At 57.9% G+C, this 19,071-nt stretch carries 1 protein-coding gene (running past one end of the window); it reads right to left on the reverse strand.

Annotation, left to right across the window (positions count from 1 at the left end):
- Nucleotides 1-19,071, reverse strand: partial view of a non-ribosomal peptide synthetase gene (locus tag J0X15_RS03510; RefSeq protein WP_206938218.1) — the 3' portion only. 1,608 nt of this gene lie beyond the right edge of the window; 19,071 of the gene's 20,679 nt are visible here — the last part of the coding sequence; its start codon lies off the right edge, out of view — the gene reads right to left on this strand; its stop codon occupies nucleotides 1-3.

Below are 19,071 nucleotides of genomic sequence, written 5' to 3' on the forward strand. Positions count from 1 at the left end.
TCAACACGAGTCGCCGTCTCGCCCTTGATCAAACGCCTGAGAAAGCCAGGACCCGAGCGCCGGATGCCTCAAAAGGCTGTAATGATCCCCAGCGACATGAATTTCCTCCACCGCTCCGCTCGTCACAACACCCCACCCGGCAACATGACCTGCGGAGAGACTTTCGGTAGCCCGGACAAGTGTCAGGGGAACATCCGAGGGGCGGAGTCTATGCCTATGAAAAGCCCGAAAATGTTCTTCAAACACCCGATAAAGGCGGTTCAGCTCACCGCTCTGTATGCCAGGAAGCATCACATCCAGTTGAGGCAAAATCATTGCTTTCTCGACGACATCCTCACCGGGCAGCAATGCGACATCCACGCCAAAAAGGTCACGCAAGAAAGCCGATTTACAGTCCTCGATAAGAGCGGCTTCCGAGCGGCCTGAGGTATTCTCGGCCCTCCGCACGTCAGCAGGAGTAAAACTGTCAATCAAGACAAGGGAGGCCACCTCAGCTCCAAGCGAGATCAGTTTGCACGCGACTTCATAGGCAACGACGCCCCCAAAAGACCAACCGCACAAAGTGTAAGGGCCTTGCGGTTGGGCCACTCGAATTTGACCGCAATACGCCTCGGCAAGATCGTCGATTGATCGGGCTGAAATGTCTTCTTCCGCCTCCAGTCCCATAGCTCTTAGGCCAAGAACGGATCGGTGCGCACTCAGAACCTCGACCATCTCCTGATAACAGCCAAGCATCCCGCTGACTGGATGAAACAGACAAATTGGTCGAGCGTTTGCCCCTCCGACTTCAGGCGCCGTCTGGCTCAACGATACGACAAGCGAAGAAGACGCGTTGCCTGACGCTAGGGAAACCCGCTGCCTGCCACTGGCCACCGCACCACGTGCACGCAACAGCTGCGCCTGCGCAGTGATGGTTCTGGCATGTGCCAGGTCCCGCACCGAAAGGCTGCAATTGAAGCTCTCCTTAAGACCGTTCAACAGCCGGATCGTCAGAAGGCTGTGGCCTCCGGCGTCCGCAAAGTCGCTGTCGATGGCAAGATGTTCTTCCGCCGCAAGATCCAGAACCTCACGCCAGAGTACCAGAACATCTTGTTCATGCTGGTCTCTCGGTGCAGGGCCTTGAGTCCTTAACTGCGGGGCAGGAGCTTTTGATGCGCTCAAGGATTTGCGGTCAATCTTGCCACTCGCCGTTTTGGGCAGATTGTCGAGACGAACCCAATTGGACGGCATCATGTGTTCAGGTAGGCGTGCTGCCAGATGCTGACGCAACCGGTCTTCGTCATATGAGAGCTCAGGCTCGCCAACATAGGCCGTTAGAGCAATTTCGCCGGATCTCTTGCGTTTGCCGACAACGGCTGCTTCCGCAACACCACCAGCCTGAACTGCCGCCTCGATTTCAGCAAGTTCAACTCTGTGTCCGCGGATCTTGACCTGATCATCGACCCTGCCCCGAAAGGCAATGACGCCGCCGCTGTTGTAAAGATAACAGGCCAGATCTCCGGTGCCGTACAACCGCACAGTCTTATGCCCGATCTTATGATCCCTGAATTTTTCGGCGGTCACATCCCTGCGCTCATGATAGCCGATTGCCAGTCGATCACCGCCAAGGTGCAGCTCCCCGACAATACCATCGGGCACGATATTACCATCTGGATCAAGGATATAGACCTCGGTTCCAGGCAGAGGGCGGCCAATCGGAATGGTTTGCCCCCGACTGACGGAGGGGGCCAGATCAAGAGGCTTTACAGTGTGGACCAGCGCGGTGATCGTCGCTTCGGTTGGTCCGTAGGCATTGACCAGTCTGATGCGACTTAGTCCGCTCGTGTGCCATTCCTTGGCGAGTTCCGGCGTCAGGACCTCACCACCGACAATCATCAGCCGTAGATCCAGTTCTGAAAGATCGGTGCGACTGCGTGTCCACGACCGCAAGACCTCATACAGATAGACCGGGGGGAGATCTGCGACTGTTATCGCAGCGTCTCTCAGGAACTTCAGAAAGCCGTCAGCCGATAACAGTTCAGTCGGCCGGAGCACCAGCCTTCCACCTGTCACCAGAACAGGCAGGATCTGCTCAATTGCCGTGTCGACAGCCGTCGGTGCGAATTGCAGCACGACATCGCTGATGCTGAGGCCATATTCCGTTGAGATGACCCTGACATGGCCGGACAAGGCGCCATGTGAGACCACAACGCCTTTCGGAGCTCCGGTCGAGCCCGACGTATAGATGATATAGGCAGGGTCTGTGCTGAGAACCGCACGTTTAGGGTGCCCGGCAAAACGGTCCAGCAACCCGGACTGGTTCTTCTCCAGATCGATGATCTTTGTGCTGGTGCTCGCCAGTCCCTCAAGCCGTTTTGCAAGTTGGCCGCTTGAAACGACGGTCGTGCATCCGGCGTCTTTCAAGATGTAGCCGATGCGTTCGTCAGGATAGTCCGTATCAATCGGCACCCAAACCGCACCCATGCTGAGCACCGCCAGCATAGTGGCAATCCCATCAGTCTCCCGGCCGAGGACAACGCCCACCCGGTCCCCGGGCTGCACATGCGCCTTGTTGAGCACCAACGCGATTTTTTTGCATCGTGCAGCTAACGCCTTGTAACTAAGGTTTTTCTGACCATCTGCGACCGCAAGCGATGATCCCATCTTTCTGGCGTTTGCAAAAATCAGTTCATGAACCGCTGGACCTGCCTCTTCACCCCGACCACTGGTGTTCCAGTAGTTCATTGCCCGCTCGGCTTCGGCCTTGGTCAGCAATGGCAGTTTGGACAGAGGCATTTCAGACTGTTCAAGCGCCCCTTCCAGAAGCTGGTTGAAATGCCCAAACAACCGTCTGATGAACTCGCGCGAATAACGATTGGAATCGTAGGTGGCGATAAGAAGCGAACCTTCAGAATTATGCTGAACTTCAAGTCCGAGGTCTTCCCCACCTACCTGACGAATTTCAGGGATAAGCACGACCTTGCCCTCTGAAAACACCGCAGGTTCGTCGTTTCCCTGTGCGAAATTCTGATAGGCGAAGGTGACTTGATAGGGCACGGCACCGGTCTCAGTCCCACCAATCTCTCTGGCAATTGCCGCAAAGGGGAAATCACTCTGTTTCAGGCCGTCGGCAAAATCCGTGGCGATGGACCTACAGAACTCATTGAAGGTTTTCTCTGGGTCAACGCCGATGCGCATCGCAATCATGTTGGCGCAGTAACCGACTGTCTCGGCAAAACGACCTGCCGGGCGGCGCAGCGTTGGAACACCAATGACAAGGTCCTCATCGCCCGAGTAGCGATAGAGCAACACCGAAAAGACGGTCAGATAAAATGCAGCCGGACTGATCCCCAGCGTCCTTGCGGCTTCAAGCACACGGACACTGACGCTGGATGACAACTTGTGTTCTGCAGTCTGTCCATGTGGCAGCTTGTCCGCCCCCACCGCACTCGCGTCGGCGATCCGGAGATCGCGGGTGTAACCTGAAAGTTTTTCAAGCCAATACTGCTTCTGCGCCTGCCCGTCTTCTGACCTGATGAAACTGGTTTCCCACGCGACAAAATCGGCATAATCCGCGCCAGCCGGTGACGTTGGCACCGCCGCCGAGTCGGCATAGTGACGATAAGCATCCCAAAACTTGCGAGAGATGACCGCTGAAGAGACACCGTCGATAACAAGATGATGGGCCGTCAGAACGACAATGCTCTCGTTGGGAGCCAATGAACCGCCGAAAAAGCGTTCGATCCTGAAGACATTTGTACTTAGATCGAATGGCATTTGCACCCGTTGGCTCACGAACTCGCGCGCTTCAACTTCCTTGGGCAGCGCTACGGTCTCGAGTGCGGAGCAGCCGAGCCCGGATGACAGGACGGGCTCTTCTCCGTCGTCGACCACCTGGGCACCAAGGATTGGATAGGCACCGATCAGCCAGTCCGCAGCCTTTTGCAAGGCAATATTGTCCAAAGCCTGACATTTGAAAGCCAACGGAACATTGTAGGTGCTGTCCTCGGGATACAGCGATTGAAGAACCCACAGCCCCTTCTGGGTTTCGCTCATGGGAGCCCGGAACTCCCCCGAAGGACACTGCCTTTCAACGACCACCTCTTCAGGACGGCAGGGTTGGTCAACGCTGATGTCAATGAACGCCGCCAGCGATTGAAGGGTGGTTTGCGCATCGAATGGTTGCTCAGACAAGCTCAGACCGAACTTCTCCTCGATCGCATAAGCCAACCGCATGTGACCCATGGATTCCAGACCGAGATTGGCCAGAGAGGCATCGACGTCGAATTCATCCGGCCTGCATCCAAGTTCTCCCGCAAGCAGCCCCTTGATAAACGGCAGAGTTTCGCCTGCATCGACCGGCCCCGGTTGGCCGTCTACCACCTGCTCGCTTAAGTCTTTGACCGCGTGAGGTGAAGGCAGGGTTGGCTTGCCGTCGGACGATTGCGGCAGCCAATGTCTCTCGCGGGCGAAGGGATATTCCGGCAGGATCAGCATTGCCCCGGAGCCGTCATCCTCGTCCGCCCAGTCCGCTGCGATACAAGACTGGTCCGCCAAAAGATCGTTATCTTCCAGCTTCACCAACAACTCTTCACGTGTGGAGGCGACGATCATGAGAGCGCAGGCAAAAGGCTCTCGACCTGTTCGCAGCGTGCGCGATAAAGCAGCCATCGAAAGCGGTTCAGCTGAACGCACATAGGCTGCCAGACGCTCACGCAATAGCAAAAGCTGCTCTGGCGTCCTGGCGGAGACCGGAAACTGCCTTGGCCGGGCCTCTTCTGAGTGCCGTTCCGTCTGCGGCGCAACCGGGCCTTCCTCCAGGATCAAATGAACATTCGACCCGCCAGCACCGAACGAGCTGATGGCGGCCCGACGTGGGATCATCTGTCCCGCAACCTCCTGCACCCTCCAAGGGGCCAAGTGAGCTTGGGGCCGAAATGGCGTTCCATGGAACAGACCAAGGGTTGCTGCGGATCCAAATCCAGTTGAGGGAAACAGCTCCTGATGTTCGAACTGCAACAACACCTTGATGAGTTGAGCCAGTCCTGATGCGGCTTCCGCGTGACCGATCTGGGTTTTGACTGAACCGATCGAAGGCAATGTTTGTCGTTTCGTCTGGTCGGCATACACCTTTGTGAGCGCCCGCAGCTCAATAGCATCGCCAATCCGGGAGCCCGTCGCAGCCGCCTCGACATATCCAATCGTCGCAGGGTCGATACCGGACGCTGCGAAAGCCTCCTCCAGCAACCCGACCTGAGCATCGACATTGGGAACGCCGTAGCCAGCCGAATGACCGCCGTGATTTGCAAGACTGCCCTTGATGACGCCAAGGATTTGATCCCCGTCCTTCAAGGCATCCGCCAAGGGCTTCAAGAGAACCGCACCGACGGCCTCTGCCGGCAGATACCCGTCACCGCCTGAAAAAGCTCGGCTGTCTGGGTGACTTCCGACAAGTCCTGCTCGGCTCAGAACTTCGTATTTTGCCGGGTGAAGCGTCAGGTTGACCCCACCAGCAATGGCCAGCTTGCATTCGCCGCTTTTGAGACTTTGGCACGCCTGGTGAACCGCCTGCAGACCGGAAGAACACATGCTGTCCACAGCGACGCTGGGTCCCTGCAAATCAAAGAAGAACGAGACCCGATTGACGACGCTGGAATAAGAAGTCAGGGCCAGCTGCTTTCTGGTTCCCTCATCGTCGGTAACGCCGGAATACTGCTGATACATCGCCCCGGCGAACACACCAATGCGCTTGCCATAATGCTTGGCCAGATGCTTGCGTGTATGCCCAGCGCGCTCCAGAAGGTGCCAGGTCGTTTCCAGAAAGAGCCGTTCTTGTGGATCAGCCAGATCTGCCGCTTTGGGGGCGTAGCCAAAGAACTCTGCATCAAAGCGATCAACATCCGAAAGGAAGCCGCCCCACTTGCAGTAACTGCTGTCAGGCTCGCCTTTGCGGGGCGAAAACCGTGGCATCAGTTCGGCTCGCTCGGCCGGGATCTCTGTAATGCAATCCCGACCTTGCTTCAGAACGTCAGCAAAGTCTTCGATGGTATCGGCGCCCGGAAATCGGCCGGCAGCCGCAATGATCGCGATATCGCCGACACTGCCTCCAGACGGCTGCGGTGTGATCGTCTCAGGGGCAGAGATCTGCGTCATGGCAGCATTTGTCGGGGAATCCGGAGCTTCGGGCGAGACAGCTGCGGCAGCCGCACCGCGTTCGATCAGCTCATCCGCCAGCCCACCGAGCGTCTGCACTTCAAACAGGATGGTCTGTGGCAACGACCCAAAGAACTCTTCAAGCGCCTCAATGACTTCCAATGCCGAGACGGAATCCACTCCGAAGCGGTCAATCGTGTCGTCGGTCGTCAGCTGGGTGACGGGAACGCCAAGACATCTGGAAAAACAGACTTTGATCTTGGCGAGGATCTCCTCGCGATGTCCGCTGGCACTCTGCAGTTCGGACCTTTTGACAAGATCTGATGCTTGCTGCGTAACGGCAGGCTTGGAGATTGGCAATGGTGAAACGGGCTGCACCATCTCCCGCAGTCTCTGGTGATCCCCTTCGAGCACCAGAACCTGAGGGTCGCGCCTTGCCAGAATGGTGTTCAACGCGGCCAGCCCAGGCCCGGTGTCGAGCGGACGAACACCGGCTTGACGCTCCATCATACTGATCGTGCGGGCATCCATCTCCATGCCGCCATCGCGCCAGTAAGGCCAGTCAACGGCAATCGTAGTGCCACCACAACGACCGGCCTGAAGACGCGTGTTCCGTTCAACCGCGAACCGATCAAGAAACGCGTTTGCGGCTGCGTAGTCGGACTGGCCCGGATTGCCGAGTGCCCCTGCAGCGGACGCAAACAACAGCAGGAAATCCAGACGCCGGTTGCCAAGTGCTTCATCGAGCACACAGACTCCGGTGACTTTCGGAGCCAGGACCTCTCGCAGCGTTTGCTCAGTCTTCGTCTGGATCAGTCCGTCTCGCGTCAGCCCCGCTCCGTGAATGACGCCATTCAGAGCCCCATCGGCGGTTTCGATTTCGTCCAGAAGGTCTGAGACCGCAGCAAGGTTGGTAACATCCACCTGCCGATATCTGACGGTTGCGCCAAGTCCTTCAAGCTCGACCAACAGATCATGGGTTTCTGCCTTCAATGCAGAGCGACCTGAAAGCCACAGTTTCGGATGATGAGCAGCTTCAGCGATTGCCCGCGCCACATGCAGGCCGAGCCCCCCCGCGCCGCCGGTCAGAAGATAAACGCCGTTATCGCTCCACTGCGATGCCGTCGCTGGGCGACGGGTCACAAGCTCTTGCCAGCGCCTGATATGCCGATGGTTGTCTCTGTAGAGGACAGTCTGCTCGTCACGAGCATGCATTGCATCTTGCGCAATCTTGTCGGCCAGCGCGTCCTGTGTGCCCTCAGCCACAATGATCTGGCAGGAGAGTTCCCCCTGCTCCAGTGCGGCACAGCGCAACAGTCCGCCCAGCCCTTCCAGCAAGGCATCGTCGCCCTGCCCTGAAACAACGACCTGGAAAGTTCGGCTCTGCGAAGGCTGGGCTGCTGGTTGCTTCAGAAGATCCAGCAGTCTGACCGCATAATATGCGTACTGTTTGTCGACGGTCTCATCTGGTGCAGTCAGACGAACAACATCTACGCCAGAAGCTGACAATTGCCCCGCCAGATGGCCGTTACGCGACAAGCACCCGCACAGGACCACCGTCCGCTGACCAGCCGTAACAGGGTCAGGTGTCATGATCGGCTTGTCCTGCCAGACAGGCGTCAATATGAGCGGCAACTGTATATCTGAAGCCTTGGCCGGCGGCGTTGAGGTCGGCTGTGCGTCCATTTCCGGCAGCCAACAATAGTCTTCGGCAAAGGGGTATGTCGGCAGGCTGACCGGTTGAGGCTTGGGTCCTTTTCGCAAAGCGGCCCAATCGACGCTCGCCCCCTGCACCCAAGCGTCAGCTATGGTGCCGAGCGGCCCGGCAAGGTTTGCCAATGGTCGTTTATGCGGCGCGGTTCCCTTGAAAACGCCCGAGACACCCGTCTGCTCCGCCAACACACGCTCAAGCTTGGCAATGAGATCCAAGCGACCATCTGCGATGATCGCCAGGCGTTCTTCGAAGGCCTCACGTCCCTGCTGCAACGTATGGGCGACGGAAGGCAGTTGTGCAGCATCCAGTCCCAGCAAAGCTTGGTGGACATTCCGGAGAACCGCCTGCAACTGCTCGGCGCTGCGGGCAGAGAATGGGAAAATCTCGGTCCGTGGTGGCAGAGCTGCAGATGACGTCCCTTCGTATTCGCCAAGAATAAAGTGAGCATTGGAGCCCCCTGCTCCGAAAGACGATAGCCCTGCGATCCGCTGTGACGACTGGCCCGAACGCTCTTCCCTCGCCCAGGGCTCAAGCTGCTGCTGGACCTTGAAGGGTGTCGCCTCAAAATCAATGTTCGGATTGGTCGTTCCGGAGTGCAGCGATGGCACGAGGCGCCCATGCTTCATCTGCAACAAAACTTTGGTCAGTCCCACAATCCCGGCTGCGCTCTCCGCATGTCCGATGTTCGATTTGACCGATCCGATGGAACAGCGGCGCTCGGTTTGTGGCCCATGTGCGAAAACACTCTTCAGCGCAGCGATCTCTATGGGGTCACCCAGACTTGTGCCCGTGCCATGTGCTTCAATGTAACTGATATCATGCGGCTGAACGCCAGCGTGTCTGATGGCTTTCTCAATCACCGATGCTTGCGCCGCCGGATTGGGAACCGTGTAACCGTTGGTTTTGCCGCCATGATTAAGCGCAGACCCGAGGATAACGCCATAGATCCGGTCACCATCCGCTTCAGCCTGGCTCAGGGGCTTCAACAGAACCGCGCCCACGCCTTCTGCCGGAACATACCCATCCCCGCCCTCGCCAAAACTTTCACAACGGCCTGTCGATGACAGAAAACGGCTCTGGGAAAGGGCAACATACTTGTTGGGGTGCGGCGTCAGATTGACCCCGCCTGCCAAAGCCACGGAACAGCCACCCGCTCTCAGGCTTTCGCAGGCAAGATGGATCGCCGTCAGGGATGATGAACACATGCTGTCGACGGCAATGCTCGGCCCATGAAAATTGAGAAAGTAGGAAACGCGGTTGGCAATGGAGGCTGGATTACCAGTGATCGACAGCGATTGTCCCTGAGCGCTGCGTTCAGGGCCGTAAAGTTGATATTCTTCCCACATGACACCGGCGAAAACACCGACATCACCGCCACTCAGTCCATCTGCTGCGCTGGGCGCCACATTGGACCTTGTGTAGCCAGAATCTTCCAGCACTTCCCAGGCGCATTGCAGGAACAGACGCTCCTGCGGGTCCATGAACTGGGCTTCGCGCGGAGCAATGTTGAAAAACAACGGGTCGAAACGATCGTGCCCGTCGACAAAGCCCCCCCATTTGCTGGTCGTCTTGCCGGGTTTACGCTCAGGATCAAAGTAGAGACTGTGGTCCCATCGATCGCCAGGAATCTCGGAGATGCTGTCAGCCCCGTTTGCCAGGTTCTGCCAGAACTCGTCCAGCGTTCGCCCCCCCGGATAGCGCCCCGCCAGGCCGATGATCGCGATTGGCTCGTTCATGGCTGCGCGTTCGGTCTTTTGCGGAACCCGGACAGCAGCAGGCAGCGCTGGTGACGATCCTTCCGTCCCTGATCCGAGGAGAGACGTCAGCGCGTCGGCATGATGGGCACTGAAATGATCAATCAGGGAGCCAAGTGTCTGGTGTTCGAAAAACAGCGTTTTCGGCAAGGTCCCAAAGTCGCGCTCCAGTTCGTCGGTCATGCGCGTGATCAGGATGGAGTCGATGCCGTAATCTTCAAGCGGCGCTGCGAGCGAAATGACGGAAGCCTCAATCTCGGTCTCCCGCGCCACCAGAGTGACGAAATACCGCTCGACCGCTGCTTTGTCCGGCGTTTTAGGTGCCGAAGTAATAGACCTTGAGCGATCAGACGCCGGGCCCTGTTGCTTGAGGAGACGCAGGCTGAAACCCTCAATGCGCACGAGGACTTTGCCGGTCTCATCGGCCAGATCAATATCCAGCTTGCGCAGTCCGCTGCCCGAGGGGCGCGCCCTGAGATGCGCCCACATCGTCTCAACCGTCTCACCGAACACCACGATGTTCTCGATGCCATAAGGCAGAGCCAGAACACTCTCATCATCTTCGGAAAACAGCACCAGAGCAGCATGAAACGCCGCATCCATCAGGCTGGGGTGAAGCCCATAGGAGTGGTTCTCCCGCACGGCTGCCTGAGGGAGCTGAAGCTTCGCCAGAACGCCCTGCACGCCGGATGTCACCTGCCGGATTGCCCGGAAGGCCGGCCCATACTCAATGCCGAGAACCGAATAGCTGGCATAGAGCCAATCAGGATCGTGTTCGGTCTGACAATCCTGCTGCAAATCATCGAGCAGAATCTGTGGTTGCTCCGAGGCCGGCTCCTCCGTGCGCAGCTCGCAACGCATATGCTCGGTCTGTGCCTCATCTCCCGACATCAGGCTGAGCGACCAGGCTTCCTCAGCGATCTGCATGAGAGGAATCTGAACACGCATCTTGCCGGCATCGAGTTCAACTGGCGTGCGCCATGTCAGATTTGAAAACCTCAGAACCGGATTGGCCTTGCTTGTCTTCTCCAGCCCAGCCTCGCACGCCAGTGCCAGGCTCATGGCGCCGGGTAGAATGCGTTCGCCATGGATCCTGTGATCGCGCAGATAGAAAGCGTCTGCATCAAGAACGGTCTGGAAACAGTTGTTTGCAGATGCATCAGAAGGCCGCTCTGAAGCGGTTTTTTCGGCCAGACCGGGTCCAACCCGGTAAACATCCCGTGCGAATGGATATGTTGGCAGGCGAAGACGCTTGTGTGGTCCGGCTGTCAGCTTGCCCCAAGCAACTTGGCCGCCAATCACCCAACGTCTTGCCAGATCCGCCAGGCTCGCTGAAGTCTCGTTATCCTTCTGTCCTTCCCGGCCTGGAGCAACCCTTCCCTGCCAGATGCCAGATGCAGAACCTGTTCCAGATCCCTGCACCAGAAACGTCCTCAGGCGTTCGGCGAACTCCTCAACCGATCCGGCAACGATCGCCAGCCGCTCGTTCAGGGGCGCGCGTCCGACCTGAAGCGTGAATGCCAGATCTTCCGGATCGATAGACCCTGCTGCCGCATCTTCCAGAAACGCCACCAGATTACCTGCGACGTCCCGCAACCGCGTCGCATCCCTGGCTGACAGGGGATAAAGCAACGGCCCAACAGATGGCATTTTTGTAGAAGCAGGCGTGTCACCTGAATTCGGTTGGTGCTCCTCAAGCACTGCATGCGCATTCACCCCGCCGAAGCCAAAGCTGCTAACCCCGGCTCGAAGCGGCACAATGCTACCTCTGCTGTCGCGGACAGGCTCCCAGGTCTGTGCATTGCGAACAATCCGGAACGGCGTTCCGTTCAGATCAATATAAGGATTGATCTTTTCACAGTGCAGGCTTGGGGCAAGTTGTTTGTGTTGCAGCTGCATAAGGACCTTGATAATCCCGGCAACGCCTGCGGCCAGTTCCAAGTGCCCAATATTGGTTTTGACCGATCCAAGGCCTATGCCCTGTCCTGCAAACTCAATCGTGGTTTCAGGCAGATTCGCCAAGGCTGACTTCAGAGCATTGATCTCAACCGGATCCCCCAGCGCCGTTCCCGTGCCATGCACCTCAATATAGCCAATGGTGCGAGGGTCGATCCCGGCTTTTTTGTAAGCCGCTATCAGCAAATCAGCCTGTGCCTGGGTGTTGGGAGCCGTCAGCGAATTGGCATGGCCACCATGGTTGATCGCCGTTGCAAGCACATTGGCCAGAATTGGGTCACCGTCCTTGACTGCGTCCGACCGGCGGCGCAGGAACAACATGCCAGCGCCCTCGCCGCGCACATAGCCATTCGCCTTATCCGAGAAGGTCTTGCAGCGTCCATCCGGTGACAACATCCCGGCCTTGGCAAAATTGATATGAGCATCTGGTGTGAGGATCGTATTGACCCCGCCGACCAGTGCCATGTCACAGTCGCCAGCTTCAATCGCCTGAATGGCCCGGTGCAGCGCGACCAGAGAACTCGAGCAAGCCGTTTCCACCGGCTCACTCGGTCCGTGCAAATCCAGAAAATAACTGATCCGGTTCGGGCCGACTGACGCAACCGACCCCGTCGCAACATACCCTTCACTTCCCGTATCGTCGCCAAAAGCTCCGTCATATCCACTCGAAGAAGTTCCGACGAAAACCCCGACTTTCTGGCCAGCAAGGCTCTTTGGAGAATGACCTGCATCTTCAATCGCCTTCCAGGCGTGGAGCAGCATAAGCCGCTGCTGCGGGTCCATCAGCTTTGCTTCACGCGGCGATATATTGAAGAAGAGCGGATCGAATTCGAAAACCCCTTCGTTAAATCCACCCCAATGGATATTGGTTTTGCCCGAGTGTTGCTTCGGGTCACCGTCAATTGCCCGCCAGTTCCAGCGGTCCTCAGGTATGCGGCTGATACAGTCCCGCCCAGCAATCAGGTTCGCCCAGAACGCGTCCAGGTCACGAGCCAGAGGGAACGCACCGCTGTAGCCCACAATAACGATAGGATCGTCATTCCCAGGCGCCCGGTTTTCCAGTTGCTCGCCAGATGCAGGGCTTTCAGTCCAAACACGTTCAGCGCTGCGTGACGCTGCGACAGTCGTCTTGCCAACAAACGGGTGGGCGGAGGCTGTCGTCACCCCCAGCTGCTCATCCGTCAGGTCATCGGCAATGTGATCTGCCAACCTGGAAAGAGAGGAGAATTCAAAGAAGTCCGCCGGGGTCAGGGCAAGGCCCAACCCGGCGTTAATGCGGGATGAAAAGGCGGTCATCGTGATGGAATCGAAGCCGAAGTCACCCAGTTCCGCCTCAACGTCCAATTCTGACGGTTCAACCTCCAGCGTCTGTGCCGCAATGTCCGTCACCAGCTCAAGTGTTTTGGCTGTTCGGTCCACAGCGCTCAAGGCCTGGCTTTGCCCCGAGGCGATGCCGGAACTGTGCGCCTCCACATTTCTGGCTGTGAAATCCTCGAGGCGAACCTTTACCCACCCCTGTTCATCGCAGATATCGACAGAAATGCCGCTGTCTCCTGCCACAAGAACCGCCCACATATCACCAACAGTCTTGCCGAACACCTGAACCCGACGCACTGAGAAAGGCAGAGCCAACGAGCCGGCGATATCATCCTGCAAAGCCAGAACCGCCTGCAGCGCGCCATCCAGTATCGCCGGATTCAAGGCCAAGTCTCGATCCGCCGCCTCGGGTAAGGTCAGGCGCGCAACAACACGGTCTGTTCCTTGCCACAGCCCGCTAATAGACTGCTGAGCCGGTCCATACTGCAGTCCCATATCGGCGAAGCGGCGATACAGCGTTGCCGTGGCAACTTCGTTGCGTGCCATTTGCCGTGCACGATCAAGCTCGACCCGTGGCACATCATTGACCTGAAGAGGCCGGGCCACGCCTTGCGCAAGCTGCATCGCCCCGCCGACCCCGGATGCCGCAATCCTGTATTGCCGATCATCGCCATGCCCGATCTGGAACGTGACTTCGATATTCACCGGGCCATTTTCGACCCGCAGGGCTTCAGTCCAGCCATGTCCGATCAGCTCGAATGCCTCTGAATGCCCTTCTGCAAGTGAAAGCGCAGCACTCAACAACTCAAAGCACATCACACCTGGCAGGACCTTGTCGCCCAAAACCAGATGATCTCGCAGAAAACTCTCTGTCCCGAAGACAGTGGTGTGAAAGTGATGGCTCGACTTATCGGGTGTCCGGGGCGCTGCACCGGCTTTTTGTCCAACCCAGAAGGAGGTCTTCGCAAACGGATATCCGGGAAGGGCAATGCGCTTTCCGGACAGGTTACGACGAACGGATTTCCAGTCGACGCCAAAACCGCCGACCCAGAGCGCCAGCAGATCATCGGCACGGCCACGAGATGCCAGTCCGGCAGCAGCTTCCCGTAATGGGTTATCGGTCTCCAGAACCGTGATGGTCTTCCGGTTCGAAGCGACACGTCCGATGTGAAGTGTGGCGGCCGGTTTACCGTCAGCAAAGGATCGAAGACGCTCGCGCAGCTGGTCGTGTGTTTCAGCCAGGAAACCCAGGCGGAACTCCATCGGATCACGGGCGAGTTGCAGCGTATGGGCAATGTCGCTCAGGGCTAATTCAGTTTCCGAACTGGCAAGGACTGTCGCCAACTGAGCAGCAGCTTCCTTCAACTGCGCTTCAGATTTTGCAGAAAGAACGATCAGTTCCGGGCCCGCCATCAAAGTTGCCGGAGGAGTATAGGGTTGTGCGGGCACATATTCTTCCACAACGATATGCGCATTACTGCCCCCGAAGCCAAAACTGCTGACCCCTGCGCGTCTCGGCAAGGTCGCGCCATCGCCATCCGTAGGTCGATCCCAGGTCTGGCCCGATTGAGCGACCCGAAACGGACTATCTTTTAATTTCAGATAAGGGTTCAGGACGTCGCAATGCAGGCTGCGGGCAATCTCGCCGTGGCGGATCTGAAGCAGAACCTTGATCAGTCCTGCAGCCCCTGCGGCCAATTCCAGATGGCCGATGTTGGATTTGACCGACCCGAGCGTACAAACCTGCTCAGGTGCCGGGCCAAATGCCATTTCCGCATCCCGTGCCAAATCAGCGAAGGCGGCTTTCAGCGCTTCCACTTCAATGGGGTCGCCTAGCGGTGTGCCGGTGCCATGGGCTTCCAGATAGGTGACCGAGCGGGGATCGAAACCAGCCTGCGCATAGGCTGTCCGCAGAAGATCGGCCTGGGCTTTCGGGTTCGGCGCCGTCAAAGACGCAGCGTGGCCGCCATGGTTTTCAGCACTGGCACGAATGACCGCCAGAACCCGATCGCCGTCACGCTCCGCTTCGGCCAGAGGCTTCAGGAAAACCAGCCCCACACCTTCTCCGCGCGCGTATCCGTCGGCATCGGCTGAAAAAGATTTGCACTTGCCGCCGGGCGACAACATGCCGGCTTTCGAGAACCCAACAAAGGCCTCCGGCAAAAGCAGCGCATTGATGCCGCCAGCAATGGCCGCCCGACAATGTCCGGACCGAATGGCTTCCACCGCCCGGTGAACGGCAATCAGGGCACTGGAGCAGGCCGTCTCGACGGCAACACTGGGGCCGTGAAAATCATAGTAATAGCTGATGCGGTTGGGCCCGAGAGACGGGGCAAGACCCGTCATCGAATAGCCCTCAATCTCTGTTCCGGCATCCGAAATCAACCGACTGTATCCCGTATCCGCCGTGCCGATAAAGACCCCGGTTCTCGACCCGCCGAGGGAGGAAGGCGCATAGCCAGCATCTTCCATCACCCGCCAGGCCTGTGTCAGCAACAGCCGTTGCTGCGGGTCCATCATCCGGGCTTCAGGGGCAGATATTCCAAAGAACGACGCATCAAACTCGGCCATCCCCTCGATAAAGCCGCCCCATTTGACATTGCCACGTCCAGGCTCGGACAACGGATCTCCCCAGTAGTCCCGCCAGTTCCATCGCTCAGCCGGTATTTCACCAATGCAGTCGCGCCCTTCCTTGAGAACATCCCAGAACGCATCGGCATCGGGCGCACCGGGGAACTGGCAACTCATTCCGATAATGGCAACCGCCTCATCCTGCCGGACGGAAGACGCATCAGAAATCTGCACGCCATCGGTCGCAACTGAACCTGAAATCTCAGCAGCGTGCTTCGAAGTTTTCAAAGGAAGAGCAGTGTCCGTTGCAGGCGTGGCAGCTTGCGGCACAACACCAAGCGCCTTGGCCATATGCTCCGTTTGCTCTTCACTCAGATATCGCGCCAGACCATCGAGAGTTGGGAATTCGAAGAAAAGTGTCGGCGTCAGATCAAGGTCGAATCGATCATTCAGGTGATTGGCGAACTGAGTGAAGCCGATGGAGTCGAAACCGTATTCGGTCAGCTCTACATCAGGATCAAGTTCATCAGAGGGGACCTTGAGCTGCGCACCGGTTTCTTCAAACAACCGCACAAGGACATGTCTGTACAGATCAGCTGCATTCACCGGTGAAGTCTGCACTGCGGTTTCCGTGATCGCCGCCACTGCAGGATTATTAGGCCTGTTCGCAACCCGTACTCTGGGAAGAGATACATTGATAAAGCTTCGGATTTTCGCAGCATTGCCGACAGCGATCAACATACGCGATGCGTCGCCACTCACTGCTGCATAAAGAGCTTCAAGACCGGCTCGGGTTTCCATCGGCACCAGTCCGGTTGTCTTCTGCATGAGTTTTTGCTGGTCTTCATCCAGCCCCATGCCACCATCGCGCCAGAGTGGCCAGGCAATCGAAACGGTTTTGCCTTGGCAATGACCTTCTTCCCGTCGCCTTTCGCGTTCGGCTGCAAATCCATCCAGAAAACTGTTGGCCGCAGCATAATCCGCCTGTCCCGCATTGCCGACGGCACCTGAAATCGAGGAAAAAAGGACGAAGAAGTCCAGGGGATCCTTACCCAACGCCTTGTCGAGCGCGACGACACCACTGACTTTGGGGGCCAGCACGGCCGCAAGCTGTGCGGGCGTCTTGGAGGCAAAAGCCCCATCTTGCAGTGCCCCGGCGGCGTGAATGACACCATCAATCTTGCCGTGAGCTCGACGGATATCCGAGACTGCGCGCGACACGGCGGCATCATCGCTCAGATCGAGGCAGAGGTGCTTCAAATTGCGATGTCGCTCGATCCATTGTGCAAGATCTGAGCCCGGCGCCCTTCGTCCGGCAAGCACCATCGTGGCGTTCGGCACCTGTTTCAGGATGTCTCCAGCCAACAGTCGGCCCAGTTTTCCGGCGCCTCCGGTAATCAGGTAGACGCCGTCAGAGACCCACGGCATCTGAGACGGGGCCCGCGCTGCAGCCGTTTCCTGCCAAAGCTCCATCGACAATCCTTCGGCACGAACCTGAAGCACGGCACCAGAAGGCGCTTTGGCTGCCTGGCGAAGGGCATGGGCCACTTCTGTTGCCGCGAAGGCGTCCTTCAGACAGACAATCTGGCCCGAGATTTTCGGGTGTTCTTTGGCGATGCTGCGCAGCATGCCGGCGAGACCGCTGAGCGGCTGATCCCGGTCATCATTCTCAAAGACAAGCTGCAGAAGAAGTGGACTTCCCTTCAACTCCTTCTGGGCAATCGCCATCACCTGACGCGCCAGATTGGAATAGCGCTGTGAACCGGACTGGCCCCGATTGTCATCCAGCGCCCTGCAATCCCAACCATCAAGGTCCCTTTGCAGTTGCTCAGGATCGGTTTGCGCTGCCGCCAACAACACAATCTTTCTGCGGTCATCTCCGGCAATAGGAGCAATCTCAAGCGGATGCCAGACAGGATAAAAGCGCAGGACTTCATTTTCCACGGGCTCAGCCAACGTCCGTGTGCTGAAGCCTTTCAGCGATGCACGGACGCTGCCATCACCTGCAACAACATCAATATCCATCTTGCGCAATTTGGAAGCACTGACGCCCTCTGCCTGCGGGCGCACATGGGCCCACATCACCGCTTCACAGGCGCCCGAAACGTCAACACTCTCGATGGCAAACGGCAGGGCTGCAGTCTCGGGCCCACTGGCTTTTTCATCCAGCGTCAAACCAATCGCGGCTTGCAGAGCGCCATCCAACAGGCTCGGATGAAGATCAAATGCGCCGAGGCTAGAAATCAGGTGATCCGGCAACTCCAAGCGTGCGAGAATTTCGGTTTCACCTGTTACTCCGGGAAGCAAGAACAGCTCTTTCAGCACGCGGTGACTGCCGCCGTAGTCCAGCCCCATCGTATCGAAGGCCGCGTAAATGTCCCGCATTCCGATCTGGCGTTTGGCCGCATTACGCAGAGCAGCGAGGTCCCGGTTTTGCACCTGTGACTCCACGCCAGAGCTCACCCGCATCTGAGCATGAAGCAAGCGTTCGCCATCGGCCGTCTGAGTTGAAATCTCGACCCGGGCAGTCCCTTGAAGGCCACTGATGACGTCACAATGAACGCACAGCGTCTCTTCAACGATGAGAGGCGCCATCCAGACAACTTGCTGCAGACGCGGTTGAAGGAAGCCTTCGCCCTCAGCAGCCTTCCGCGCGATCTCGAGATAGGCAACGCCCGGCAAGGTCGCTTTGCCCGCAACCTTGTGATCGGCCAGAAAGTGTTCCTGCCCCGTGAAAGTTATCGCGTAGCAGCCGTTGCCTTGTCGAACAGGCTGCAGTGTTGGCGCGGGAACAACCGCTGCCACGGCGTCGTCCGGCAGCCAGAAGCGTTTGCGCTGGAAAGCATAGCCAGGAAGCGCGATGCGGTGAGGCTTATTGGGCCCATAGAGTTTGGACCAGTCCACATCACCCCCAACAACCCAATGTTCGGCGAGGCTCTGAGCTGAGCTTCCTGTGGGATCAAGTGCATCGCGCTTTTCGCGCCGTCCAGCAGGAGCTTGGCCCTGAGAGGCAATCTTCTGGTCTCCTGCCAGAAACGCCTGCATCTTCGCAACCAGTTCTGCAGTGGTCTCCGCGACGAAGGCCACGCGAACCCGCATGGCATCCCGGCCAATCTGCAAGGTACAAGCTATGTTTGGCAGGTGTTCCGCCCGCACAGCTTCCAGCAAGAGGGCAATGGTTTCCTGAAGGGCGGCATCCGACTTGGCAGACACTGGCACGACCATTGGCGTTGGCCCAGGCGATGGCCGGTTCGTTCCAGCCTGCCGATACTCTTCAACGACCAGATGCACATTGGTGCCACCTGCCCCAAAAGAGCTTAAGCCTGCACGGCGCGGCTGTTCGATGCCATCCACGACGGGCTGCGGCCAGGCAGTTGCTGCCTGCAGCAAATGAAAAGGGCTCTCATCCAGATCCAGAAGCGGATTGGGATCTGCGCAATGCAGCGTTTGGAAGCGGGTCGCAGCTTTCAGGGAAAGCAGCACCTTGATCAGGCCCGCAACGCCGGCGGCTGTTTCCGCGTGACCAATATTGGATTTCACTGAGCCGAGGCCTATCAGAGGCTCTGCTGGCTGATCCAGCTTGTGGTCTTGGTAAAGCTCTTCAAAGGCGAGCTTCAGGCCTTCAAT

This window comes from Roseibium limicola (assembly GCF_017313085.1).
Taxonomy (GTDB): domain Bacteria; phylum Pseudomonadota; class Alphaproteobacteria; order Rhizobiales; family Stappiaceae; genus Roseibium; species Roseibium limicola.